Here is a 24,842-nt window from a genome sequence, read left to right on the forward strand (position 1 = left end):
TTCACACAAGGCGGTCCCCCATGGCCCTGTTCGACCTTCCCCTCGACGAACTCCGGGAGTACCGCAGTGCGTCGACCGCGCCCGCGGACTTCGACACGTTCTGGTCCAAGACGCTCGACGAGGCCCGTTCGCACGACCTGGACGCCCGCTTCGAGTACGTCGACACGGGCCTGTCCACGGTGAAGGTGTACGACGTGACGTTCGCCGGGTTCGGCGGCCACCCGGTGAAGGGCTGGTTCACGATCCCCGCCGAGGTCTCCGCGCCCATTCCGGTGGTCGTGGAGTTCATCGGGTACGGCGGCGGGCGCGGGCTGCCGCACGAGCATCTGCTGTGGGCGTCGACGGGCCGGGCGCACTTCGTGATGGACACCCGGGGACAGGGCAGCGCCTGGGGCGGCGGTGGCGGCACCCCGGACCCGGTGGGCGGGGCGCCCGCCTACCCCGGTTTCATGACCCGGGGCATCGACGCCCCCGACAACTACTACTACCGCCGGGTGTTCACGGACGGCGTGCGGGCGGTGGAGGCGGCCCGTTCGCATCCGCTGGCCGACCCCGCGCGCACGGTCGCCCTCGGGTCCAGCCAGGGCGGCGGCATCTCGATCGCGGTGGGCGGCCTGGTTCCGGACCTGGCGGCGGTCGCGCCGGACGTGCCGTTCCTGTGCGACTACCCGCGCGCGGCGACCCTGACGGACCGTCACCCCTACCGTGAGATCGGCCTGTACCTCAAGACGCACCGCGGCCACACCGAGGAGGCCCTGCGCACCCTCTCCTACTTCGACGGTGTGCACTTCGCGGCGCGTGGCAACGCCCCGGCGCTGTTCTCTGCGGCCCTGGAGGACCAGACCTGCCCGCCCTCCACCGTCTTCGCCGCCTTCAACGCCTGGGCGCACGACGAGAAGGCGATCGAGGTGTACGAGTTCAACGACCACGAGGGCGGCGGCCCCTACCAGGACGCGGCCAAGGTGCGCTGGCTGCGGTCCTTCGCCTGAGACCTTCCCTCCAGTCCGACCAGTCGGTACGTTCGGAACCCCGGTCCGCGCCACAGCGGACCGGGGTTCCGGCGGACGACGGAGGGTCCATGTCCCAGCACGATTCCGAGGTGCACGGCCACTGCGACGAACGCTTCGCCGCGGTGCGAACGGCGTTCGAGGAGAACTTCCGGGACCGCGAGGAGCTGGGTGCCGCGGTCACCGTGATCGTCGACGGCGAGACCGTGGTGGACCTGTGGGGAGGTCGCGCCGACGCGGCGGGCACCCGCCCCTGGGAGCGGGACACGCTGGTCAACGTGTGGTCGACGACGAAGGGGCCGGTGGCTCTGTGCGCCCATGTCCTCGCCGACCGGGGTCTGCTCGACCTCGACGCGCCGGTGGCCACGTACTGGCCCGAGTTCGCCGCGGCCGGCAAGGAGAAGGTCCTCGTACGTCATCTGCTGTCGCACCGGGCCGGGCTGTCCGGCCTGCGTGAGCCGCACTCGCTCGCCCAGCTGTACGACTGGGAGTTGACCACGAAGCGCCTGGCCGCGATGGAGCCCTGGTGGGAGCCGGGGACACGGTCGGGGTACCACGCGACGACCTACGGCTTCCTGGTCGGGGAGGTGGTGCGGCGGGTCTCGGGACTGCTGCCCGGCGCGTTCCTGCGGCGGGAGGTGACCGGGCCGCTCGGGATCGACTTCACCATCGGGCTGCCGGAGCGGGAGGCCGGGCGGGCGGCCGAGCTGGTGCAGCCGCCCGTCACGGCGAGCAGCGAACAGGCGGCGATCTTCAGCCAGTTGGCGCCCGCCGCGCTCGCGGCCCTGACCAACCCCGGGCTCGACGCGGTCGCGGCCAACTCACCCGAGTGGCGGGCCGCAGAGCTCCCCGCCCTGAACGGCCACGGCACCGCGCGGGCCGTCGCCGCGCTCTACGGGATCTTCGCGGGCAAGGGCGGGTACGACGGTCGCCGCGTCCTGTCCCCCGAGGCCGCGGAGCGGGTGCGCGAGGGCCAGGGCAGCTGCCGCGATCTGGTGCTGGGCGCAGGTTTCGAGAGCGAGACCGAGGTCGGGCTGGGTCTGTGGCTGAGTGGGCCGAACGGTTCGTACGGGCCCAATCCGCGCGCCTTCGGCCACGACGGCTTCGGCGGCTCGTGCGGTCTGGCCGATCCGGACGCCGGAGTGTCGCTGGGGTACGTGATGAACCGTATGGGACCCCATATCGCCGACGACCCGCGGAAGATGGCCCTCGTGGACGCCCTGTACGGCGCGCTGTGACCACACGGGCCCGTCACGGGCACCGGCGGTTGGCCGCGGCCCGCAATCCGCGGTCGGCCCGGACGCGTCCGTCCGTCTGATCGGCTACGGCAGCCGACGGGCGACGACCATCCGGACCCGTGGGCTGCCGTCCCGTCGCCGCCCGAACTCGGGCAGCGGCTGGAGCTCGACCCGGAATCCCGCACGCTCCAACTCCCGTCGTACGTCGCCCATCCGGAAGGCGCGGTAGTACATGACGAACGGCGGCCGCCACACCGCGTTGCGCACCCGCATCGCCATGTCGAAGGCGAGCAGCATCCAGTAGGCGCGGGAGGCGGGGCGCGGCGGGGCGACGACGGGGAAGGCGAAGGCCCCGCCCGGCCGCAGCACCGAGTGGACCTGCGCGAACAGGCCCGGCAGTTCGCGCGGCAGGAAGTGTCCGAACGCCCCGAAGCTCACGACGAGGTCGAAGGCGGGCCCGAACGGCAGCGCGCGGGCGTCCGCGCGCACCCAGGAGACACGCGGGCCGGAGGGCCGTACCCGTTCCCGGGCCACCGCGAGCATGCCGGCGCTGAAGTCGACCCCGGTCACCCCGTGTCGGCACACCCGCGCCAGCACGCCGACCCCGGCGCCGGTCCCGCAGCACAGGTCGAGCCCGGTGTCGAAGGGGCCGGTGCGGCGCAGCGCCGAGGCGACGGCGTCGAGCACCGAGTCGGGGGTGCGGAAGGGGGTGTGGTCGAACTTCGGGGCGAGCAGGTCGTAGCCGCGTTCGACGGACGACAGGGCCTGCACGGCGAGTTCGCGGAGTCGGGGGCCTTCGGGGCTGAACATCCGCTTCAGCTTAGGGGAGCGCGCTGTCCGAGGATCGAGAGAACGCGCTCGCACCAGCGCACGTTCTCCGCCTCGAAGTTGATGCCCGCCATGAGCGTGAGATAGGGGCCGACGCGCTCGGCGTCCCTCAGGTATTCCTCCTCCGTACGCCCGGCGAGGAGCCTTTCGCGCACCCGCTCGTAGCGGCCGAGTTTTCCCCGGGCCCATGCCATGCGTTCCTCGACCAGGGCACGGGTCGCCCGCGGGTCGGTGCCGTCCATGGACTGGATCTTGACCATCAGTTCGTCGCGGAGGACCGTTGGCCGCCGGACCGGCTCCACGGCGAAGTCGGCCAACTCCCGCCGGCCGGCCGCGGTCAGCGTGAACATCCGCTTGTTGGGCCGCCGTTCCTGCTGCACCACCCGGGCCTCGACCAGCCCGTCCCGCGCGAGGCGCTCCAGTTCCCGGTAGAGCTGCTGGGGCATGGCCGGCCAGAAGTTCGCGAGCGACACGTCGAACACCTTCGACAGCTCGTAGCCCGAGGCCTCACCCTCCAGCAGGGCGGCGAGGACGGCGTACTTCAAAGACATATGGACACGCTAGCAGGACGTGACTAATCTACTCCGCACCTACTCAACTATTTGACTATGGAGGATCCCGGTGCACGCATTCCGCAAGGCGATCGAGGCACGCGACCTGGATGCCGCCGAGGCGCTGTTGGCCGAGAACGTGGTCTTCACCAGTCCCGTCGCCTTCAAGCCGTATGCCGGCAAAGCCATCACCGCGGCGATCCTGCGCGGCGTCTCACGGGTCTTCGAGGACTTCCGCTATGTGCGGGAGCTGAGCGGCGCGGACGGCCGCGACCACGCGTTGGTCTTCACGGCGAAGGTAGACGAGCGCGAGATCGACGGCTGCGACTTCATCCACCTCGACGAGGACGGTCTGATCGACGAGTTCACGGTCATGGTCCGACCGCTGTCGGGCGCCCAGGCCCTGTCCGCGGCCATGGGCGCACAGTTCGAAGAGATCACCAAGGAGGCGCAGGCGCGGCTCGGCTGAGCGTCCAGCCATCTGACGAAGCGGCCTCCTCGAAGCAGGGGAAGGCCGCCACGCGCGCGATGTCGTCCGGTTCGCCTACTCTGCCGACGGGGCTGTCCACGGTTGGATGTCCGCATGAGCACAGACGAGCACGCGCGGCTGATGCGGGCCAACCAGGCGAACTGGGACGCCCGCACCCCCGTCCATCTCGCCAGCAGGTTCTACGGCCTCGACGAGGACCTCGACCCCGAGCGCTGGTTCGCCGCCTTCGAGTGGGACGACCTCGGCGACCTCACCGGCCGGGACGTGCTCCATCTGCAGTGCCACCTCGGCACCGAGACGATCGCCTTCGCCCGACGCGGGGCCCGGGCCGTCGGTCTCGACTTCTCCGCGGCGTCCATGGCCGCGGCAGCCGGCATCGCGGCGAAGGCGGGCGCCGACGTCGACTACGTGCGGGCCAACGTGTACGACGCCGTAGAGGCCCTGGACGGACGGCGGTTCGACGTCGTCTACACCGGCAAGGGCGCCCTGTGCTACCTGCCCGACCTACCGCGCTGGGCCGAGGTGGTCGCCCAACTGCTGCGCCCCGGCGGCCTGTTGTACATCGTCGAGTTTCATCCGCTGCTCAACTCGCTGGGCCCGAAGCCCGCCCCAGGCGAGGGACCCGAACTGCTGCTGCGCCACGACTACCTGGGCGGCGACGGGCCCGTGCACCGGGACGCCACTCACACCTACACCGACGGCCCGGCCGTCGCGCACGCCACCGACAGCTACGAGTGGACGCACGGAATAGGAGAGGTCGTCGACGCGTTGACCACAGCGGGACTGACCGTCCGCCGGCTGCGGGAGAGCGACGAACTTCCCTGGCAGCGCTGGCCGCAGATGGTCCGCACGCCGTCCGGCTGGTGGCGGCTTCCCGCACCGCGCGTTCCCCTGCTGTACGGCCTGCTGGCCGCCCGCTGAGCGCCAACTCACAGAGCGTGCTACATTGCGGGTAGCACTTGTGTACGCCCGGTATCCGGGCGCCGGTGCAAGTTCTCTTCAGACAGTCGAACAGCCTCCGTTTCACCGGTCGGCGCATCGACTTTTCCCGCACCACCTCATCAACGGCTTCCCAGTCGTACCCGAGGTGTTGTTCCCACCGCCGAGGCGTGTTCTCACTCCGCCTTCCTCGCGGTTTCACCCCTTCCTTCGCATGCCTCACGCATTTCCGTCCGTGAAAGGACCACCCCTCATGACCACCACACTCGAACACCCTCCTGTACAGCAGCAGCTCCCGGCCCGGGTCGCCACCGGCGTCCTCGACATCGACGCGAACGGGAAGGGGCACCTGCGGTCCCCGGACCTGCTGCCCTCGCCTTCCGACCTCCAGGTCCCTCCCCAGCTGATCCGCCGGTACGGCCTGCGCAAGGGCGACCTCGTCGACGGCGTACGCGGCGCCCAGCGCGTCCTGACCGAGGTCGCCCGGATCAACGGGGGTATGCCCGACGAGCAGCGGGGCCGCCGCCACTTCCATGACCTGACCCCGCTGCACCCCCGCGAGCGGCTTCGCCTCGAACACCCGGCGGCCGGGCTGACCGGCCGCGTCTCCGATCTCCTCGCCCCCGTCGGCAAGGGCCAGCGCGGGCTCATCGTGGCCCCGCCCAAGACCGGCAAGACGGTCCTGCTCCAGCAGATCGCGGCCGCCGTCGCCGGTAACCACCCCGAGGCCCGGCTGATGGTGGTGCTGCTCGACGAACGCCCCGAGGAAGTCACCGACATGCGGCGCTCCGTGCGCGGCGAGGTGTACGCCTCGACCTTCGACAAGGCACCCAAGCAGCACATCGCCCTCGCCGAGCTCGTGATCGAGCGGGCCAAGCGGCTCGTCGAGGCGGGCGAGGACGTCGTCATCCTCCTCGACTCCCTCACCCGGCTGTGCCGGGCCCACAACAACGCGGCCGCCGCCGGTGGCCGCACCCTCAGCGGCGGCGTCGACGCGACCGCGCTCATCGGCCCCAAGCGGTTCTTCGGCGCCGCCCGGCTGGCTGAGGAGGGCGGCTCGCTCACCATCCTCGCCACCGCCCTGGTGGAGACCGGCTCCCGCGCCGACGACTTCTACTTCGAGGAGCTCAAGAGCACCGGCAACATGGAGCTGCGCCTCAGCCGTGAGCTCGCCTCCCGCCGCGTCTTCCCGGCCCTCGACATCAACCCGTCCGGCACCCGCCGCGAGGAACTCCTGCTGTCCCCGGCCGAGTTGGTGACCGCGCAGGGCCTGCGCCGCGCCCTGCAGACCCGGGACGGCCAGACCAACCTGGAGACCCTGCTGGAGCGGATGCGCGAGACCCCGGACAACGCGACGTTCCTGCGCAGGATCCAGCCGACACTGCCTGCCTGACGTCGACTCGGCATGCGGCATCCGGGTGCTCGCAGGCCCCGCTCGGCCCGGGCAGCGCCTGGTTCGGCGGACCCGTTCCTACGTTTGCGGTATGACGATCGTATTTACTTCCCGGACTGCCGTGTCCACCTGCGCGATCTGCTTGGCGGGCCTGCTCGCGCTCGCACCCGCCGCCGTGGCGGCCCGCGGCGGGGCGAATCCCGGCGCACCGGGCGGCTCGCACGCCACCGGCCCGCAGCCCGCCCTGCTGTACCGCTCCGGCATCCACGCCCAAACGCACGCCGGGGCCCCGGAGGTGCCGAACGTCTCCGCGCTGGCGTGGCTGGTGGCCGATGCCCGTACCGGCGAGGTGCTCGCCGCCCACAACGCGCACCGCAGACTGCCGCCCGCCAGCACCCTGAAGACCCTGTTCGCCCTCACCGTGCTGCCGTCCCTCCCGCCAGGACTCCGGCACACGGTCCGCGCGGAGGAGCTGGCCGGGATCGGAGCCGGCAGCAGCCTGGTCGGGGTCGCCGAGGGGCGCACCTACCAGGTCTCCGACCTGTGGCGCGGGGTCTTCCTCAACTCGGGCAACGACGCCGTGCACGTGCTGGCCGAGCTGACCGGCGGCTGGCGTTCCGCGGCCGTGCGGATGCAGGCCAGGGCCCGCGCCCTCGGGGCCCGTGACACGCGTGTGGTGTCGCCCGACGGGTACGACACGCCGGGCCAGGTGTCCTCGGCGTACGACCTCGCCGTCTTCGGCCGGGCCGGGCTGCGCAACCCGGAGTTCGCGCGGTACTGCGGCACGGTCGTGGCCCGTTTCCCGGGCGCCGGCGGATGGTCGTACCCGATCCGCAACACCAACCGGCTGCTGAGCGGCTCCAACGGGGTACAGCCCTATGAGGGGCTGATCGGCGTCAAGAACGGCTACACCAGCAACGCCGGCAACACGCTCGTCGCCGCCGCCCGCCGCGGCGGCCGCACGCTGGTCGTGACGGTACTGAACCCTCAGGCGGGCGGGGGCTTCGCCGTGTACGAGGAGGCGCGGGCGCTGCTCGACTGGGGATTCGCCGCCGCCGGACAGGTCGAGCCGGTGGGATCGCTGGACGCGCTCCGGGTGCGGCCTCGCCCCGGACCGGCCTCGCTGCCCGCCGCTGTGCCGCCGGCCGGGGACGACAGGCCCGGATGGCCGGACACGGGTGCGATCGCGGGTGCCGCCGTGCTCGGTGCCGCTGCCGTCGCGCTGGCGCTGCGGCTCAGGGCCGGCCGTGCGGAGCGGAGCTGACCGACCGGGAGCCACAGCAGCAGTCCGAGCGTGATCCATGTGTAGGTGTTGCTGCCGAGGAATCCGTCGACGCCGGACGCGTCGTCGAACCACAGCCAGACCACGCTGGTGCACAGCACCGCGTACAGGGCGCCCGCGACCCGTGGATGCCCGGCGCGGACCAGGACCACGAAGGACGGCAGCAGCCAGACCAGGTGGTGCACCCAGGTGATCGGGCTGACCAGGCACGCGGTGAGGCCGGTGAGCGCGAACGCGGTCGGCCACTCCCCCGCCGCTACCGCCCGCCGGCTCCGGCTCGCCCACACGCACAGGACCAGCAGCACCGCCGCCGCCCACACCGCACGGTCCGGCTCGCCGAGCCGGGCCAGGATCCCTTGCAGGGACTGGTTGGAGACGTAGTCCAGGCGGCCCACCCGGGTCGTGTCCCACATCGCCACGGTCCAGTAGTAGCGGGAGGCGTCCGGGGCCACGCAGGCGGCGAACGCGGTCGCTCCGGCGGCGACGGCCGTGGCACGGACCGCTTCCCGTCGCCGGCCGGCGAGCAGCAGCAAACCGATGAAGAGCGCGGGCGTGAGCTTGATCGCGGCGGCGAGGCCGATCCCGACCCCGGCCCACCGTTCCCGGCCGGTCGCCAGCAGCCGGGCGTCGGTCAGCACGAGGGCCAGCAGCAGGAGGTTGACCTGGCCGAAGCTGATGGTGTCGCGCAGCGGTTCGAAGAGCGCGAGCAGACAGGCGCCCAGGGCGCAGCCGTACCAGCCGTAGCGCCGCCAGGCCGGTCCGGTGAGGATGCGCAGCACCACGGCCAGGGCCGCCAGGTTGAGCAGCAGGGCCACGGCGATCGCCGTGTGCAGGCCGAGCAGTGCCATCGGCAGCATGGCCACGGCCGCGAACGGCGGATAGGTGAAGCCGTACGGCGTCCCGGGCACCCGGTAGTCGTAGATCCGGCCGCCGTGGTGGATCCAGTGGTCGACGGCCCCGTGGTAGACGCGCAGGTCGAACCAGTCGCGCAGCAGCGGCACGGTCGCGGTGAACACGGTCACGGTGGCGGCGAGGGCGAACAGGAGCAGCAGCCGTGTGCGGTCGGTGCGGGACGGTGTCATGCCGTACGCCCCGGCGCCGGCGCCAGTTCCGCCTGACGGGCCTGCCACAGGACGACCACGGCGAGCAGTCCGCCACAGACCGCGAGGATCAGTTGTCCGGTGTCGGCCGGGCCGCCGCTGGGCAGGGCGGCGAGCGCGAGCACGCCCGTCACGGCGGCCACCCGGTGTCGTACCGAGGAACTGGGTGCGGCGGCGGCGATGAGAAACAGCCCCCACAGGGCGTACCAGGGGCGGATCGCCGGCCCGAAGGCGGCCACGGCCGCCAGGCTCAGGCCCAGCGCGTACACCGGCCGAGGACGCAGCCGCAGCCATATGGCGAGGACCGAGACCACGGCGGCCACCACGCCGAAGACGTGCCAGGCCGGGACGGCCAGGGGTGCCAGGTCGCTGCCGAGCCGTTCCAGCAGCGCCCCCGTGGCGCGACCGAGCAGGCTGGTCAGGGCCCAGTTCTGCGAGGAGACGGGGGTGTCGAGGGCGCGTACCCAGCCGTATCCCGTGCCGGCGACGGTGGTCGCGGCGACCGTGGTGGCCGTCGCCGCGGCCGCGGTCGTGGCGACGGCCCTCGTCCGCCCGCCGCCCGCGCGTACCTGGAGGGCGACGACCGCGACGAGCCCGAGCACGGCGGGTGCCTTGACCAGCGCGGCGAGGGTGACGAGTACGGCGCCCAGGACCGGCCAGCGGCCCAGTGCCGCGACCAGGCCGAGGCCGAGCAGGCCGAGCATGATGGCGTCGTTGTGGGCGCCGGCCACAAGATGCAGCAGGACCAGCGGGTTGAGTGCGCCGAGCCAGAGCGCGGCGGCCGGGTCGGCGCCGCTGTGCCGGGCGAGCCGGGGCAGCGCGGCCGCCATCAGCCCGACGCCGAGCAGGGCGACGAGCCGCATCCCGAAGAGACCGGCGGGGAGCTCGCCCCGGGTCAGCCCGGACAGCGCGGAGGCCACACCGAGGAAGACCGGGCCGTACGGGGCTCCGGTGTGCCGCCACAGCGGGGAGACCTCGGCGGCGAGCGGACCGCCGAGCCGGGCGGGCCCGTGCGCGTAGACGTCCATGTGCGCGTCGACCATGGCGCCCTGCGCGAGGTAGCTGTACACGTCCCGGCTGAACAGCGGTGGCGCGAGCAGCAGCGGCGCCGCCCAGATCACCAGGACCGTCATCAGGGCGCGCGGGCCGGGCGGCTCGGGTCCCCGGATCAACCGCCCGAGCAGCACCCAGGCCGCGATCAGCAGGACGACGCCGAAATACGCGCCGACCAGGCCCAGCGCGGCGTGCGCGGAGGACGGGGCGAGCAGCTCCCGCACGGGCAGCGCTCCCGCGCTCTCACCTCCCGCCGCGAGGAAGGCGGTTCCGACCAGGCCGAGTACCTGGCAGCGGCGGAGATCGACGGGAAAAGCCATGGCCAACACTGGGGAAGCGTGTCAACGTCGGGTGGCCGGAAAGCGACCTGCCGATCTCCGGGCGGGGGCCTGCGTGTGACGGGCACGTGAGGCGCCGATGAGTTTCGCGTGCCGGGCCGGTCCCACTGATGTCCGACCGCTGCGCGGACTCCGACCGACGCGACGCGGACCGCGACAGAACGGATGTGGTTGCCGTGCCGAAGAGCACCGGATACGCCAAGGTCAACGGCCTGGAGATGTACTACGAACGGCACGGCGTCGAGGACGGGACGAAGCGTCCCCTGGTGCTGCTGCACGGCGGTGGCCTCACCGTGGGTCTCACGTTCGCGGCGGTTCTGCCCGCCCTGGCCGGTTCTCGGCCCGTCGTGGCTCCCGAGTTGCAGGGCCACGGGCACACCGCCGACATCGACCGCGAGATCTCGGTGCCGCTCCTGGCCTCGGACGTGGTGGCGCTGCTGGACGAACTCGGTATCCCGCGGGCTGATTTCCTCGGGTTCAGTCTGGGTGGCCTGACCGCGCTGGAGGTCGCCGCGCGGCATCCGGAACGCGTCGGACGGCTTGTGCTCGCCGCCACCCAGTACTCCCAGGACGGCTACCACGAGGAGGTCCGCACCCTCGACCACACCTCCCCGCGGCTGCCGAGCCAGGACGACTTCCAGGAGATGGCCGACGCCTACGCGGCGACCGCCCCGCATCCCGAGCGCTTCCAGGTCCTCCTCGCCAAGTGCACGGGCGCCGCCCACGCCCCGCTGCCCTGGACCGCCGACGACCTGCGCGCGCTGTCCTCGCCCACGCTGCTGGTGATCGGCGACACCGACTTCGTACGGGTGGAGCACGCCGCCGAGATGCGGCGGCTGATTCCCGACGCGCGGCTGGCGGTGCTGCCCGCGACGACCCATATGAACCTGATGCGGCGCACCGCCCTGCTGCTGCCGCTGCTGGACGAGTTCCTGGACTGAGCGCCCGCTCAGGGCACGGGATCGGAACCGCCGGTTCGGAACGCGGGTTCAGAACACCGACACTCCCGTCAGCGTCGTGAAGCGGTCCAGGGCGGCGACCCCGGCGACCGAGTTGCCCCGCTCGTCCAGTCCCGGGCTCCACACGCAGAGCGTGCAGCGGCCCGGGACGACCGCGATGATGCCGCCGCCCACGCCGCTCTTGCAGGGCAGGCCGACGCGGTAGGCGAAGTCGCCCGCCGCGTCGTACGTTCCGCAGGTCAGCATCACCGCGTTGACCTGCTTGGCCTGGCTCTGGGTGAGCAGCCGGGTGCCGTCGGCGCGGACGCCGTGCCGGGCCAGGAACGTGGTGGCCAGAGCGAGGTCGGCGCAGGACGCGGTGGTCGAGCACTGCCGGAAGTACCGGTCGAGCAGGACCGGGATCGGATTGTCGATGTTGCCGTACGCCGCCATGAAGTGGGCCAGGGCCGCGTTGCGGTCGCCGTGCGCGGACTCGGAGGCGGCGACCTCCTGGTCGAAGTCCAGGGCCGGATTGCCGGACTCGGAGCGCAGGAAGGCCAGCAGTTCGCCGGCCGCGTCCGCGGTACGGGTGTGGAGACGGTCGGTGACGACGAGGGCGCCCGCGTTGATGAACGGGTTGCGCGGGATGCCGTTCTCGTACTCCAGCTGGACCAGGGAGTTGAAGGGATTGCCGGAGGGCTCCCGGCCCACGTGCTCCCAGAGTTCGTCGCCCTCGCGGGCCAGGTCGAGCGCGAGGGTGAAGACCTTGGTGAGGGACTGCGTGGAGAACGGTTCCCGCCAGTCCCCCACCCCGTACACCGTGCCGTCCAGCTCCGCCACGGCCATGCCGAAGCTGCGCGGATCGCGGGCCGCGAGTGCCGGGATGTAGTCGGCGGGACGGCCGAGGCCGGGGGCCCGTGCGATCTCGGAGGCGATGCGCTCCAGGACCGGCCGGAAGGTCATGGACGAAGTCATGATCGCCATTGTGCCTCCGGGCCGGTCCTGGTGCTCGTCCCCTGCTCGTCCCGGGGCTCAGGCCTGCGGGGCGCCGCTCCCTGCCAGGATCTCCGGGCGCAGCAGGTCGGCGAGGGTCGCGGCCGGCAACAGCCCCTTCTCCAGTACGAGTTCGGCGACCCCGCGGCCGGTGAGCAGGGCCTCCTTGGCGATGTCGGTGGCGGCGGTGTACCCGATGTGCGGGTTGAGGGCGGTCACCAGGCCGATGGAGTTCTCCACGCTCGCGCGCAGTGCCTCGGTGTTGGCGGTGATGCCGTCCACGCAGCGTTCGGCGAGGGTGAGGCAGGCGGCGCTCAGGTGGGTGATGGACTCCGACAGGGAGTGCAGGATGATCGGCTCGAAGGCGTTGAGCTGGAGTTGTCCGGCCTCGGCGGCCATCGTGATGGTGACGTCGTTGCCGATCACCTCGAAGGCGACCTGGTTGACGACCTCGGGGATCACCGGGTTGACCTTGCCGGGCATGATGGACGAACCGGCCTGCACGGGCGGCAGGTTGATCTCGCCGAGCCCCGCGCGGGGTCCTGACGACAGCAGGCGCAGGTCGTTGCAGCTCTTGGAGAGCTTGACGGCGATCCGCTTGAGCACGCCGGACATCTGGACGAACGCGCCGCAGTCCTGGGTGGCTTCGACCAGGTTGGCCGCGGTGACCAGCTGGAGTCCGGTGATCTCGGAGAGGTGTCGGCGGGCCGACTCGGCGTACCCGGCGGGGGCGTTGAGCCCCGTCCCGATCGCCGTGGCGCCCAGGTTGATCTCATGGATCAACGCGACGGCCTCGGCGAGACGGCTGCGGTCCTCGTCGATCATGACGGCGTACGCGGAGAACTCCTGACCGAGCGTCATCGGTACCGCGTCCTGCAACTGGGTACGGCCCATCTTGAGCACGTCATGGAACTCGACGGCCTTACGGGCGAACGCGTCCTGCAGTACGGACATCGCCTCGAGCAGTCCTCGTACCGCGAAGACCGTCGCGATCTTGACGGCCGTCGGGTAGACGTCATTGGTCGACTGGCCGAGGTTGACGTCCTCGTTGGGACGCAGGTGCCGGTACTCCCCCTTGGCGTACCCGAGCAGCTCCAACGCCCGGTTGGCGACGACCTCGTTGGCGTTCATGTTGGTCGAGGTGCCGGCGCCGCCCTGGATGACGTCGACGACGAACTGGTCGTGCAGCTTCCCGTCGCGGATCTCACGGCATGCCTCCACGATCGCGGCGGCCTTCCTGGCGTCCAGGAGCCCCAGCTCCTCGTTGACGAGGGCGGCGGCCTCCTTGACGGCGGCGAGGGCGTCGATCAGGTGCGGGTAGGCGGAGATCGGGGTGCCGGTGATGGGGAAGTTCTCGGTGGCGCGCAGGGTGTGGATGCCCCAGTACGCCTCGGCGGGGACGTGACGGTCGCCGAGCAGGTCGTGTTCGCTACGGGTGGCTTCAGTGGTCATGAGGGTGCGGGTCCTCTTTTCTGAGAGGGTGAGGGGCGCCGTACTGACAGGCGCTCAGGCCAACCCCCAAAGGGGCGCGGGGAACTGCGCGACCAGCCACATCCGGGCCGCGGCCGGTCGAACACAGAACCCCCTACGACGCTCAGCCGGTCTGTCGTCAGACGCACAGGGGGAGCGTGACCGGGTCGAGCGCGCGCACCGGCCGCACACAGCCGACTGGTTCTCCGCCCCCGAGCAGCGGCTCCCCCACGAATTCGGTGAGCGTCGCGGGATCGACGCCGGCCCGGGCCAGGGCGGCCGCGGCGACTGGGACACGCGCCCGGTTCGCCCCGTCGGCTATCTTCACGGCGACGGCACGGCCGTCCGGGAGCGCGGCGACATGGACGCCTTCGAAGCCGTCCTTGGCGAGAAGCCCCGGTACGGCCCGCATCAGCGCGGCGACGTCCCGGCCGGAGCCGGACGCCATCTCGGCGTGCTCACGCATCGCGTCGGCCACCCGCGCCTCCGGGGTGCCGGGGGCGGCGGTGGTGATACGAGCGGCGGCCCGGGCCAGGCCGTGCAGGGAGACGGAGAACAGGGGCGCGCCGCAGCCGTCGACGGTCACCTGGGCGACGCGCTGTCCGGTGAGGTCCTCGACGATCTCGGCGATGGCCTGCTGGAGCGGGTGCCCGGGGTCGAGGTAGTCGTCCAGGGACCAGCCGTTGAGCTTGCAGACGTACAGCATGGCCGCGTGTTTGCCGGAGCAGTTCTGGGCGAGCCGGGAGGGCGGTCGGCCCGCCCGGATCCAGTCGTCGCGGACGACCGGGTCGAAGGGCAGGTCCCGCACATTGCGCAGATCGGCTTCGGTGAGCCCGGCGAGCTCCAGGATGTGCCGACTGCCGGCCAGGTGGCGTTCCTCGCCGGAGTGACTGGCGGCGGCGAGCGAGAGCAGTTCGCCGTCGAGCGGGAGCCCGGCCCGGACCATGGCGACGGCCTGGGCCGGTTTGAGGGCCGAGCGCGGGTAGAAGGCGGCCTCTATGTCGCCGAGTTGGAACCGGACCCCGCCGTCGGCGCCGAGAACGACGACGGAGCCGTAGTGGATGCCCTCGACGACCCCGCCGCGTATCAGGTGGGCGACGGGAGCGTGGAGGGGCTCGCGGATCAGGGGTGCGTCCGCGACGAAACTGCTGTACATCACTGCCTGCTTCTCAGGGAGCGGCGCGTGGGTCACGCGCCGGTTCCGGTAGTGGACGTGGCGGCGACCCGGCGCCGGACGGCGAACCATCCGAGGACCAGGGCCCCGACGATCAGCGGCAGGCACAGCACGGTGGTGCGTCCCGCGCCGCCGTCGGCGTACATGAGGACCAGGACGGAGGCGAGGAACGCCAGCGTCACGAGTTCGGTCCAGGGGGAACCCGGCAGTCGGTAGCCGGGGCGGGAGAGCTCGCCCTTCTGGGTCTTCTGCCAGAACACCAGGTGGCAGACCATGATCATGCCCCAGGTGGAGAGGATGCCGATCGCCGCGAAGTTCAGCACGATCTCGAAGGCGTCGGCGGGGACGACGAAGTTGAGGCCGACGCCGAGGACACAGATGCCGCTGGTGAGCAGGATGCCGCCGTACGGGACCTGGCTGCGGCTCATCACGCCCGTGAACTTGGGGGCTGAGCCCGACATCGCCATGGAGCGCAGGATGCGACCGGTGGAGTACAGGCCCGAGTTGAGCGAGGACATGGCCGCGGTGAGCACGACCAGGTTCATCACTCCGCCGGCCGCCGGGATGCCGATGTTGGACAGCACGGTCACGAAGGGGCTCTCGCCCGACGTGTACTTGTTCCACGGCAGCAGCATCGACAGCAGGACGACCGAGCCGACGTAGAAGATGCCCACGCGCCACATGATCGAGTTGATCGCCTTCGGCATGATCTTCTCGGGGTTCTCGGTCTCACCGGCGGTGACGCCGACCAGTTCGACGGAGGCGTAGGCGAAGACGACGCCCTGGATGATCAGCAGCATCGGCAGCAGGCCGCTGGGGAAGAGACCGCCGTTGTCGGTGATCAGGGACGGGCCGGGGGTGGCGCCGTCCACCGGGTGCTGCGTGACCAGCAGGAAGATGCCGATACACATGAAGATCACGAGTGCGCTGACCTTCACGATGGCGAACCAGAACTCCAGCTCGCCGAAGATCTTCACCGAGATCAGGTTCACGGTGAGGACCACGGCGAGCGCGATCAGCGCGATCACCCACTGCGGGATGTCGGAGAACATGCCCCAGTAGTGGGTGTAGGTGGCCACCGCGGTGATGTCGGCGATGCCGGTGGTCGCCCAGTTCAGGAAGTACATCCAGCCCGCGGTGTAGGCGCCCTTCTCGCCGAGGAACTCGCGGGCGTACGACACGAAGGCGCCGGACGAGGGCCGGTACAGGACGAGTTCGCCGAGGGCGCGGACGACCAGGAAGGCGAAGATCCCGCAGACCGCGTAGGCGATGAACAGGGAGGGGCCGGCGTCGGCGAGGCGGCCGCCGGCGCCGAGGAAGAGGCCGGTGCCGATGGCGCCGCCGATGGCGATCATGTTGACGTGCCGGGACTTCAGGGACTTGCTGTAGCCGGCGTCTCCGGCGTCGACGTGCGCGGTCTGTTCACGGGTCGCCTCTTGGAGGTGCTGCTCGCTCACGCCTCGGGTCCGCCTTCCAGGGGAGTGTCCGCGCGCTGGGGGCGCACGATGTCGGTGAGGGTGGTTTCGACGCGGTCGAGATGATGGGCCATGGCCTCCACCGCGTCGGTCTCGGAACCGTCCATCAGCGCCTCGACGATCGCCCGGTGCTCGCGGTTGGACTGCTCGCGACGGCCGCCCAGTTCGTTGAGGAACGCCGACTGGCGGGCCAGGGCGTCGCGGATCTCCTCGATGACCCGGCGGAAGACCGGGTTCTGGGCCGCCTCGGCCACGCCGAGGTGGAACAGCGTGTCCATCGCGACCCACGCGGTGGTGTCGGTCTCCCGCTCCATCCGGTCCAGGAGGTGGGCCAGGTGGTCGAGGTTCTCCGGGCTGCGCCGGCGCGCCGCGTACCCGGCGACCGGGATCTCCACATGGCGGCGCACCTCCAGCAGGTCGCTGGCCGCGTAGTCGCCGAAGGTGGGGTCCTCGACGGCGTTGGCGAGGACGAAGGTGCCCTTGCCGGTCTTGGACACGGTCAGCCCCATGGTCTGCAGGGCCCTCAGAGCCTCGCGCAGCACGGGCCGGGAGACCTCGAGGGTGCGGCACAGCTCCGCCTCGGAGGGGAGCTTGTCGCCGATCGCGTAGTCACCGCGCTCGATGGCGGCGCGCAGGTGCCCGAGCACCGCTTCCATGGCACTGACGCGGCGCGGGCCCTGACTGGCTGTCTGGCTGTCTGACAGGTTCACGGGAGTGAATACTCCGGGTGGCGGGAGGCCCCTGTCAAGGCATCCGAAAGGGGAATTTCATGGGGCGCGAAGCCTGAATGCGCTCTCACGCCCCATCGCGTACGACGACGGTCAGCTGCTCAGCCCGCCCGTGGCCAGCAGTCCGAAGAGCAGCACGCCGACGATGATCCGGTAGATCACGAAGGCGTTGAAGGAGTGCTTGGCCACGAACTTCAGCAGCCAGGCGATCGAGCCGTAGGCGACGACGAAGGAGACGATGGTCCCGACCGCGAGCGGCGCGGCGCCCACCCCGGTCCCCAGCGCGTCCTTGAGTTCGTACAGACCGGCACCGGTCAGGGCGGGGATGCCGAGGAAGAACGAGAGCCGGGTGGCGGCCACCCGGTCCAGGTCGAGGATCAGCGCGGTGGACATGGTGGCGCCGGAGCGGGAGAAACCGGGGAAGAGCAGGGCGAGGATCTGGGAGCCGCCGACCAGCATCGCGTCCTTGAACGAGGTGTCGTCCTCCCCGCGCTTGTGCCGGCCCATCTGGTCCGCCGCCCACATCACGCCGCTGCCGACGATCAGCGAGCCGGCCACCACCCACAGCGAGGCGAGCGGCCCCTCGATCAGCGACTTGGCCGCCAGACCGACGACGACGATCGGGATCGTGGCGTAGATGACCCACCAGGCGAACTTGTAGTCGTGGTGGTAGCGCTCCTCCCGGTCGGCCAGGCCCCGGCCCCAGGCGGAGACGATCCGCACGATGTCCTTGAAGAAGTACACGATCACGGCGGCGATCGCTCCGACCTGGATGACGGCCGAGAACCCGACGACGGCGTCATCGTCCACGGGGATGTTCATCAGCCCCTCGACGATCTTCAGATGGCCGGTGGAGGAGACGGGCAGGAACTCGGTCACCCCCTCGACGGCTCCGAGGACGACAGCCTGACCGACGCTGATGACGCTCATGGGATCCAGTTCTTGTCGGGGAGAGCCAGTGCGGCGGGGACAGTCTTACTACACGAGGGCGAGAGCCGAGCCCGTGTCCGCGCCGTCGAACCCCTACTCCCACACCGCCTGCGCCAGGCCCACTCCCGCGAAGGCCGCACCCAGACCCGCGACCACGCTCGCGACCACGTTGACGGCGGCGTAGAGCCCGGCTCCCGTCTCGGTCAGCCGGAGGGTCTCGTACGAGAAGGTCGAGTACGTCGTCAGCGCCCCGCACAGGCCGGTGCCCAGGAGCAGCTGAAGGGGGGAACCGGCGGCTCCGGCGGCCGCCGCGCCGGTCAGCAGGCCGAGGATCAGACAGCCGGTGACGTTGACCGCGAGGGTGCCCCAGGGGAAGACCGAGTCGTGCCGGGACTGCACGGCCCGGTCGGTGAGGTAGCGGAGCGGGGCACCGACCATGGCGCCCACGACGACCAGCAGCCAGTTCACAACGACTTCTTACCTTTCGCGCCCGGTTTGTCCTGCTCGCTCTTCCGGCCGGAGTACCTGATGACCTCGCAGTCGTCGAGAGTCACCAGTCCCTCGGTGACGAGTTCGTCGAGCTGCGGCAGGAAGGCCCGGACCCGCTCCTCGTCATCGACGATCACCACGGCCACCGGCAGGTCCTCGCTCAGGGAGAGCAGGCGCGAGGTGTGGATCAGGGAGGAGGCGCCGAAGCCCTCGACGCCCCGGAAGACACTGGCGCCCGCGAGGCCGGCCGCGCGGGCCCGGTGCACGATCTCGCTGTACAGGGGCTTGTGGTGCCAGGTGTCGTGCTCGCCGACGAAGACGGTCACGCGCAGGGCGCGGCCGGTCAGCCTCGTCATGGCTGCCTCCACTTCAGGGCGCGGCGGGTGGCCGCGACCGCGAGCCACACCGCGGTGAGCGCCGCGAGCAGGGTCGCGGCGAGGTAGGCCAGCCCGGTGCGGGGGTGGCCGGAGTCGACCAGGTTCCGGATGTCGACGGCGTACGTCGAGAAGGTGGTGAAGCCGCCGAGGACACCGGTGCCGAAGAAGGGACGGATCAGGCGGTGGGCGGCCCACACGTCGGTGATGACCACCATGAACACGCCGATCACGGCACAGCCGACGACGTTGGTCCAGAAGGTCGCCCAGGGGAATCGGCCGGGCTCGGCGGGCCACGCCAGGGTGAGCGCGTACCGGGCGGTGGCACCGAGGGCGCCGCCCAGCGCGACCACCGCGACGACGGGGGCCTGGCCGCGCCGGTCGGCCCGCCGTGGGGTGCGCGCGGGGGCGGGATGGTTCTCGGTCTCCGGGGCTGTCATGGTCGTGCGTCTCCTACTCGCCGGGGCCCGGGCAGCCGGGCGCGCGCCTTCGCAAGTAGGGACCGTTGGCGGCGGCCTGCCGCGGTTCGGGTACGGCGGGCCCCACCGCCGCGCCGCGCGGGTGATCGCGGCCGGTCAACAGGGTAACCCCGGGCCCGGCCGGGGTCATTTCGTGGCCGGTGCCTCGCAGACCGCGACGCCGTGCTCCCACAGGCTGCCCAGGACCAGGTGGTCCCCGCTCTCGCAGACGCTGGTGACCATGCGGAAGCGGGAGTGACGTCGGCCGAGGTGGTGGACGACCCGGCCGTCGTCGTCGACCGCCAGGACGCCGATCGTGCCGGTGGGGCGGAAGGGGGCGCGGACGGCAAGGCGGGCGGCGGCGCGGCGGACGGGTGGGCTGCCGCGGTGCAGGCGCTCCAGCGGGGGGACGCGGGAGCCGGCGAGCGATACCCAGATAGGGCCCTTGGGCCCGGCCCGCCAGATGTTGTCGGGCATCCCCGGAAGGTTGTCCATGAAGGGCTCGCCGTGTCCCGCGCGCGGCCCGGTGAGCCAGTAGCGGGTCAGTCGGCGGGCGCCCGTCTCGGCGACGACGAGGAAGGACTCGTCGCCGCTCGGGGCCAGTCCGTTGGCGAACTGCAGTCCCTCCAGGAGGACTTCGGGCGTGTCACTGCCGGGGGCGAGGCGCAGCAGGCGGCCGGTGCCGGTGTGCTCGACGATGTCGCCGATCCACTGCTCCAGGGGGTAGCGGCGGCTGGAGACGGTGAAGTAGACACTTCCGTCGGACAGGGCGACCGCGTTGCTGCAGAACCGCAGCGGCTCCCCCGCCACCGAGTCGGCGAGGACCCGTACGCCTCCGTCGGCGAGGTCGACGCGCAGCAGACCGCGTCCGGCGTCGCACACCAGCAGGGTGCCGTCCGGGTGGAGTTCGAGGCCGAGCGGCCTGCCGCCGGTCTCGGCGAGCACCTCGACGCGGGGTGCGGCGGGTCCGGTGAGCCTGTCCAGACGCAGGATGCGCCCGTCCTCCACTCCGGTGAGGACACGTCCGCGGGCGTCGGCCACCACGTCCTCGGGGCCACGGCCGCCGACCGCGACGTAGCGGCGGGGGACGAGAGCTGTGGGCCGGACCATCTGCGCTTCCCCTTGCTGTCGGAGACGGCTGGGCGAGCGGGTACCCGTGCCGGGCCGGTGTCTACCAGCCCTTCTCGAACATGCGCGCCACTTCGGCGATCCGCATCTCGTCGCGCCGGTAGTGGGTGCGCCGCCGGACTCTTCGGGTGCGCAGCAGACCGATGTCCACGAGGAGGCCGAGGTGCGTCTCGGCGACCGAGCGGCTCACGCCGAGTTTGCGGGCGACGGCGTCCGCGGTGACACCGTCCTCGACGAGGTCGCCGTGCCGCTGCGGCGGGAAGTGCGCGGCGGGGTCCTTCAGCCATTCGAGGATGTGCAGGCGCCTCTCGCCGGTGGGAGTCCTCAGCATCCTGTTCCCTCCGTCCGAGCACCCTCGTACCGCGTCTTCCCACTGTCCCGCAGCGCACGCCACCCTGTCCGGCGACTGGGCAAGCTTGTCCGGTACCGGATAAGGCCTGTCTGACAATTCCCTTACGACGCAGGCCTGTTGGGAAAGCGTTGTCCGCTCGGACGCGAAAACCCCCGTCGCCCGCGGCTCGTGTGCTCGCGCGGGCGACGGGGAGCCCCGGTTCAGCCGTCGAGTCGTACGACCCGCACGGCGCCCGCCGGGAGGGGCAGGCGGCCCGACGCCCGTTCCCCGGTGAGCAGTTCGGTGCCGTCCGTGTCCAGCGGCACCTTGACGTCGGAGGCGGTGTGGTTGATCGCGAACAGGTAGGTGCCCGACTCGCCGATGCGACGCACCACTTCCACGTCCCGGGGCAGGTCGGCGCGGGTGGCGATGCCCGCGTCCTCGACGGCCCAGCCGAGCAGCGCGTCCAGGCCCAGGGCGTCGAGGCGGGTGGATACGTACCAGGCGGTGCCCTCGCCGAGGCGGTGCCGGGTGACGGCGGGACGGCCGGCGGCCGGGCCGTCGGCGTACGTCCACACGGTCTCGGCGTCGCGCGGCACCACGAACTCGGTCCACACGTCACCGGTGAGCTCGGAGCCGTCGGGGCCGGCGATGCGCACCGACTCCCCCTGGAGCAGGGGCGAGAACTCCTCGACCGTCAGTCCGAGCACGTCCCGCAGCGGGCCGGGGTAGGCGCCTTCGTGGACGGCGTCGTGCTCGTCGACGATGCCGGAGAAGTACGAGACGACGAGGCTGCCGCCGTTCTCGACGTACTGCCTGACGTTGTTCCCGGCGGCCTCGGTCATGAGGTAGAGCGCGGGTACGACGACAAGGGGATAGGCCGACAAGTCGGCTTCCGGGTGGGCGAAGTCGACTGTGAGGTGACGGTCGTAGAGGGCCTCGTAGAAGGCGTCGGCGCGTTCGCGGGGGTCGTGGTCCGCGCTGGGGTGCCACTGGAGGTTCTGCGCCCACCACGAGTGCCAGTCCCACAGGACGGCCACGTCGGCCTGGGTCCGGGTGCCGCGGATCGTGTTCAACGAGTCCAGGTGCGCGCCGAGTTCGACCACCTCGCGCCACACCCGGGTCTCGGTGCCGCCGTGCGGGATCATCGCCGAGTGGAACTTCTCGGCGCCGCGCCGAGACTGCCGCCACTGGAAGAACATCGCGCCCTCGGAGCCGCGGGCCACGTGCCCCAGGGAGTTGCGGGCCATCTGGCCGGGTGCCTTGGCCGGGTTGCGTGGCTGCCAGTTGACGCCGGACGTGGAGTGTTCGAGGAGCAGCCAGGGGGCGCCGCCCGCGACCGAGCGGGTGAGGTCAGCGGCCATAGCGAGGTTGACGTGGGTGCGGCGGCCGTCGGTGATCAGGTAGTGGTCGTTGGTGACCAGGTCGACCTCGCGGCCCCAGGCCCAGTAGTCGACGGAGTCGCACTGGCTGAGCGCGGTCATGAAGTTGGTGGTGACCGGGATGCCGGGCGAGAGGCGGTGCAGGATGTCCCGTTCCGCAACGAAGTTCTCGCGCATGGTGGCGTCGGCGAACCGCTTGTAGTCCAGCGCCTGGCCCGGGTTGCCGACGGTGGGCGCGGTGCGTGGCGGGTCGATCTGTTCGAGGTCGGCGTAGCGCTGGCCCCAGAACGCGGTGCCCCAGGCCTCGTTGACCGCGTCGACCGTGCCGTACGTCGTCTCCAGCCAGCGGCGGAAGTGGGCGGCGCAGGAGTCGCAGTAGCAGGCCGAGACGGGAACGCCGTACTCGTTGTGCACGTGCCACAGCGCCAGGGCCGGGTGGCTCGCGTAGCGCTCGGCGAGCCGGGTGGTGATGTTCGCGGCGGCCGTGCGGTAGTCGGTGTTGCTGTGGCAGATGGCGCCCCGCGAGCCGAACGCGTGGCGCACGCCGTCGGCCGTCACGGGCAGCGCCTCGGGATGCGCGCGGTAGAACCAGGCCGGGGGTACGACCGTGGGGGTGCCGAGGTCGACGCGGATGCCGTGCGAGTGCAGCAGGTCGAGGAGACGGTCCAGCCAGCCGAAGTCGTGGCTGCCGGGCGAGGGCTCCAGGAGGGCCCAGGAGAAGATCCCGACGCTGACCATGGAGACACCGGCCTCCCGCATCAGCCGGACGTCCTCCTGCCAGACGCTCTCGGGCCACTGCTCCGGGTTGTAGTCCCCGCCGAAGGCGAGCCTGGTGAGGCCCCTGGGGGCGGTCTCCGGCATGGGTCACTCCCGAATCAGAGGGATGGGAACGTGCACACACGACCTCCGCGGCACTCGGCCCAAGATAACCGTACCGGGGTGAGCTTTGCCAAGGGCCGGCATGCGAGGCGCGCTGTGAACGATCACAGAGTACCGAGCCGGGGCCGCGTCATCGCGGGGAAAGGGCGGACCTCCATCCGCGCCGCAGAGCCGTAAAGTCGTGACCATGAAGAATGCGGGGGGCCGGCGCAAACCGCCGACGATCCACGACGTGGCACGGGAGGCCGGAGTCTCCCGCGGCACCGTCTCACGCGTACTCAACGGCGGGCACTATGTCAGCCCCGCCGCCCAGGAGGCGGTCAACGCCGCGATCCGCAAGACGGGTTACGTGGTCAACCGGCACGCCCGTTCGCTGATCACCGGGCGTTCCGACTCGATCGGCTTCCTGTTGACGGAGCCGCAGGAGCGCTTCTTCGAGGACCCCAACTTCAACGTCCTGTTGCGCGGCTGCACCCAGGCGCTGGCCGCGCACGACATCCCCCTGCTGCTGATGCTGGCCGGGACCGAGGACGAGCGGCGGCGCATCTCGCGGTACATCACGGCCGGGCACGTCGACGGGGTGCTGCTGGTCTCCAGCCATTCCGGGGACCCGATCGCCGAGGAACTGCGTGAGGCGGGTGTCCCGCTGGTCGCGTGCGGCAAGCCGATCGGCCTCCGTTCCCGGGTGAGCTATGTGGCGGCGGACGACCGGGACGGCGCCCGGGAGATGGTGCGCCACCTGCTCTCACTGGGCCGCCGCCGGGTCGGCGTGGTCACCGGCCCCCTGGACACCCCTGGCGGAGTCGAACGCCTCGCGGGCTACAAGGAGGTGCTCGGCGAGGCGGGCGTCGAGATCGACGAGCGGCTGATCGTCTCCGGCGACTACAGCCGGGCCAGCGGCGAGGCGGGTGCCGAGCTGCTGTTGGCCCGGGTCCCGGACCTGGACGCCGTCTTCGTCGCCTCCGACCTGATGGCCCAGGGTGTGCTGACGGCACTGGAGCGGTCGGGTCGGCGGGTGCCGCAGGACGTGGCGGTGGGCGGCTTCGACGACTCACCGGCCGCGCTCGCCGCCCGCCCCGAGCTGACCACCATCCGCCAGCCCTGGGACCGCATCAGCACGGAGATGGTCCGGGTGCTGCTGGCCCAGATAGGGGGCGAGGATCCGGCGGCGGTGATTCTGCCGACGGAGCTGGTGAAGCGGGAGTCGACGTAGCGGCACCCGAGACCGGCGGGCGACCGCGGTCACGCACACCGGCCCCACGCCCGCGGTCGGGAACCTCGACGGGGCCGGAAGCAGCGGGCCCCGCCCCCACGTTCGAGCCGCCCGGCGATCCGGCCGGGCGGTCGCCAGGCAGGCGTACGGCAACCGGTCAGGATCGAAGAAGCGGCCACCCGCTCCCCGGCCTAGCGTGGGGACCACCGACACCATCCGTCGGGTCCACTCGGTACGGAGGAGCACGCCATGACCGCAGGCCTCAAGACGATCATCTACCCCGTCAAGGACCTCGCCCGGACGAAGCCCCTGTTCGCGGCGCTGCTGGGGGTGGAACCGTACGCCGACGAGTCGTACTACGTCGGGTTCCGGGACGCCGGGCAGGATGTCGGCCTCGACCCCAACGGGCACGCGCGGGGCATGACCGGTCCGGTCCCCTACTGGCACGTGACCGACCTCCGGGAGAGCCTCGCGGCGCTGCTGGCCGCCGGGGCGGAGCTGCTCCAGGACGCCCAGGACGTCGGCGGCGGCAAGCTGATCGCCTCGGTGAAGGACGCGGACGGGAACATCATCGGGCTGACGCAGGACCCGCCCGCCTGATACTTCCACTCCTTGCGCGTGCACTAATTGCACGCTCAACAAATGGCCGGTTTGGTGCTAC

At 71.5% G+C, this 24,842-nt stretch carries 24 protein-coding genes and 1 pseudogene; 9 read left to right on the forward strand and 16 right to left on the reverse strand.

Annotated features, from left to right (window positions below; genetic code table 11):
- Window positions 1-20: 20 nt before the first annotated feature.
- Both AB0H86_RS22120 and AB0H86_RS22125 read left to right on the forward strand, forming a co-directional pair.
- Window positions 21-989, forward strand: a complete 969-nt coding sequence (locus AB0H86_RS22120; protein ID WP_362441144.1) for an acetylxylan esterase — start codon at window positions 21-23, stop codon at window positions 987-989.
- Between the two features lie 89 nt (window positions 990-1,078).
- Window positions 1,079-2,245, forward strand: a complete 1,167-nt coding sequence (locus AB0H86_RS22125; RefSeq protein ID WP_362441147.1) for a serine hydrolase domain-containing protein — start codon at window positions 1,079-1,081, stop codon at window positions 2,243-2,245.
- Window positions 2,246-2,329: 84 nt separating this feature from the next.
- Here AB0H86_RS22125 and AB0H86_RS22130 read toward each other — a convergent pair whose 3' ends face one another.
- Entirely contained in the window at window positions 2,330-3,055 is a 726-nt protein-coding gene (locus tag AB0H86_RS22130) for a class I SAM-dependent methyltransferase (RefSeq protein WP_362441150.1), read from the reverse strand.
- Window positions 3,056-3,060: 5 nt separating this feature from the next.
- Window positions 3,061-3,624 carry a PadR family transcriptional regulator gene (locus tag AB0H86_RS22135; RefSeq protein WP_362441153.1) on the reverse strand — a complete coding sequence of 188 codons (564 nt, stop codon included), beginning with the start codon at window positions 3,622-3,624 and terminating at the stop codon, window positions 3,061-3,063.
- Window positions 3,625-3,694: 70 nt separating this feature from the next.
- On the opposite strand from AB0H86_RS22135, the gene AB0H86_RS22140 reads away from it, so the two are divergent.
- The 4 genes and pseudogenes from AB0H86_RS22140 to AB0H86_RS22155 form a co-directional block, all read left to right on the forward strand.
- On the forward strand, window positions 3,695-4,093 hold the full coding sequence (locus AB0H86_RS22140; RefSeq protein WP_362441156.1) for a nuclear transport factor 2 family protein: 399 nt from the start codon (window positions 3,695-3,697) through the stop codon (window positions 4,091-4,093).
- A 114-nt stretch (window positions 4,094-4,207) separates the two neighbouring features.
- Window positions 4,208-5,035, forward strand: a complete 828-nt coding sequence (locus AB0H86_RS22145) for a class I SAM-dependent methyltransferase (protein WP_362441159.1) — start codon at window positions 4,208-4,210, stop codon at window positions 5,033-5,035.
- Between the two features lie 271 nt (window positions 5,036-5,306).
- Entirely contained in the window at window positions 5,307-6,446 is a 1,140-nt protein-coding gene (gene rho, locus AB0H86_RS22150) for a transcription termination factor Rho (RefSeq protein WP_362441162.1), read from the forward strand.
- A gap of 91 nt (window positions 6,447-6,537) precedes the next feature.
- Window positions 6,538-7,422, forward strand: a pseudogene (locus AB0H86_RS22155) (serine hydrolase); the annotation flags it as partial.
- An 11-nt stretch (window positions 7,423-7,433) separates the two neighbouring features.
- Here the strand turns inward: AB0H86_RS22155 and AB0H86_RS22160 are convergent.
- Window positions 7,434-8,810: a glycosyltransferase 87 family protein gene (locus AB0H86_RS22160; RefSeq protein WP_362441165.1), complete on the reverse strand. Its 1,377-nt coding sequence runs from the start codon at window positions 8,808-8,810 to the stop codon at window positions 7,434-7,436.
- Complete coding sequence (mptB, locus tag AB0H86_RS22165; RefSeq protein ID WP_362441168.1) at window positions 8,807-10,201, reverse strand: polyprenol phosphomannose-dependent alpha 1,6 mannosyltransferase MptB; 1,395 nt, start codon at window positions 10,199-10,201, stop codon at window positions 8,807-8,809. The genes AB0H86_RS22160 and mptB overlap by 4 nt, the downstream gene beginning before the upstream one ends.
- A 194-nt stretch (window positions 10,202-10,395) precedes the next feature.
- Between mptB and AB0H86_RS22170 the strand changes: the two genes are divergently transcribed.
- The gene (locus AB0H86_RS22170; protein ID WP_362441171.1) at window positions 10,396-11,160 is read left to right on the forward strand and encodes an alpha/beta fold hydrolase; all 765 of its coding nucleotides are present in this window, start codon (window positions 10,396-10,398) and stop codon (window positions 11,158-11,160) included.
- 48 nt (window positions 11,161-11,208) lie between these two features.
- Here the strand turns inward: AB0H86_RS22170 and AB0H86_RS22175 are convergent, their stop codons facing one another.
- The 12 genes from AB0H86_RS22175 to AB0H86_RS22230 all read right to left on the reverse strand — a co-directional run bounded on the left by AB0H86_RS22175 (window position 11,209) and on the right by AB0H86_RS22230 (window position 22,950).
- Entirely contained in the window at window positions 11,209-12,141 is a 933-nt protein-coding gene (locus AB0H86_RS22175) for a glutaminase (protein ID WP_362441173.1), read from the reverse strand.
- A 48-nt stretch (window positions 12,142-12,189) separates the two neighbouring features.
- Window positions 12,190-13,602, reverse strand: a complete 1,413-nt coding sequence (gene aspA / locus AB0H86_RS22180) for an aspartate ammonia-lyase (protein ID WP_362441176.1) — start codon at window positions 13,600-13,602, stop codon at window positions 12,190-12,192.
- Between the two features lie 157 nt (window positions 13,603-13,759).
- Entirely contained in the window at window positions 13,760-14,776 is a 1,017-nt protein-coding gene (locus tag AB0H86_RS22185; protein ID WP_362441178.1) for an asparaginase, read from the reverse strand.
- A gap of 32 nt (window positions 14,777-14,808) precedes the next feature.
- The gene (locus AB0H86_RS22190) at window positions 14,809-16,251 is read right to left on the reverse strand and encodes an amino acid permease (RefSeq protein WP_362441181.1); all 1,443 of its coding nucleotides are present in this window, start codon (window positions 16,249-16,251) and stop codon (window positions 14,809-14,811) included.
- On the reverse strand, window positions 16,248-16,925 hold the full coding sequence (locus AB0H86_RS22195) for a FadR/GntR family transcriptional regulator (protein ID WP_362441592.1): 678 nt from the start codon (window positions 16,923-16,925) through the stop codon (window positions 16,248-16,250). The genes AB0H86_RS22190 and AB0H86_RS22195 overlap by 4 nt, the downstream gene beginning before the upstream one ends.
- 165 nt (window positions 16,926-17,090) lie before the next feature.
- Entirely contained in the window at window positions 17,091-17,927 is an 837-nt protein-coding gene (locus AB0H86_RS22200; protein ID WP_362441184.1) for an undecaprenyl-diphosphate phosphatase, read from the reverse strand.
- Between the two features lie 93 nt (window positions 17,928-18,020).
- Window positions 18,021-18,395, reverse strand: a complete 375-nt coding sequence (gene crcB, locus AB0H86_RS22205; RefSeq protein WP_362441187.1) for a fluoride efflux transporter CrcB — start codon at window positions 18,393-18,395, stop codon at window positions 18,021-18,023.
- A complete protein-coding gene (locus AB0H86_RS22210) occupies window positions 18,392-18,772 on the reverse strand; it encodes a DUF190 domain-containing protein (protein ID WP_362441190.1) in 381 nt (126 codons plus the stop codon). Before AB0H86_RS22210 ends, crcB (AB0H86_RS22205) begins: the two co-directional genes overlap by 4 nt.
- Entirely contained in the window at window positions 18,769-19,230 is a 462-nt protein-coding gene (gene crcB, locus AB0H86_RS22215; RefSeq protein ID WP_362441193.1) for a fluoride efflux transporter CrcB, read from the reverse strand. The genes AB0H86_RS22210 and crcB (AB0H86_RS22215) overlap by 4 nt, the downstream gene beginning before the upstream one ends.
- 165 nt (window positions 19,231-19,395) lie before the next feature.
- Window positions 19,396-20,358, reverse strand: a complete 963-nt coding sequence (locus tag AB0H86_RS22220; protein ID WP_362441196.1) for an SMP-30/gluconolactonase/LRE family protein — start codon at window positions 20,356-20,358, stop codon at window positions 19,396-19,398.
- A gap of 61 nt (window positions 20,359-20,419) precedes the next feature.
- Window positions 20,420-20,707, reverse strand: coding sequence for a helix-turn-helix domain-containing protein (locus AB0H86_RS22225; protein WP_362441198.1), 288 nt, complete (start codon window positions 20,705-20,707; stop codon window positions 20,420-20,422).
- Window positions 20,708-20,928: 221 nt separating this feature from the next.
- The gene (locus AB0H86_RS22230; protein ID WP_362441201.1) at window positions 20,929-22,950 is read right to left on the reverse strand and encodes a beta-galactosidase; all 2,022 of its coding nucleotides are present in this window, start codon (window positions 22,948-22,950) and stop codon (window positions 20,929-20,931) included.
- A 199-nt stretch (window positions 22,951-23,149) separates the two neighbouring features.
- Between AB0H86_RS22230 and AB0H86_RS22235 the strand changes: the two genes are divergently transcribed.
- Window positions 23,150-24,181, forward strand: a complete 1,032-nt coding sequence (locus AB0H86_RS22235) for a LacI family DNA-binding transcriptional regulator (protein WP_362441204.1) — start codon at window positions 23,150-23,152, stop codon at window positions 24,179-24,181.
- Window positions 24,182-24,430: 249 nt separating this feature from the next.
- Window positions 24,431-24,781, forward strand: a complete 351-nt coding sequence (locus AB0H86_RS22240; RefSeq protein WP_362441207.1) for a glyoxalase — start codon at window positions 24,431-24,433, stop codon at window positions 24,779-24,781.
- Window positions 24,782-24,842 lie beyond the last annotated feature (61 nt).

The sequence above is a fragment of the Streptomyces sp. NPDC050997 genome (assembly GCF_040660135.1).
Classification (GTDB): Bacteria; Actinomycetota; Actinomycetes; order Streptomycetales; family Streptomycetaceae; genus Streptomyces.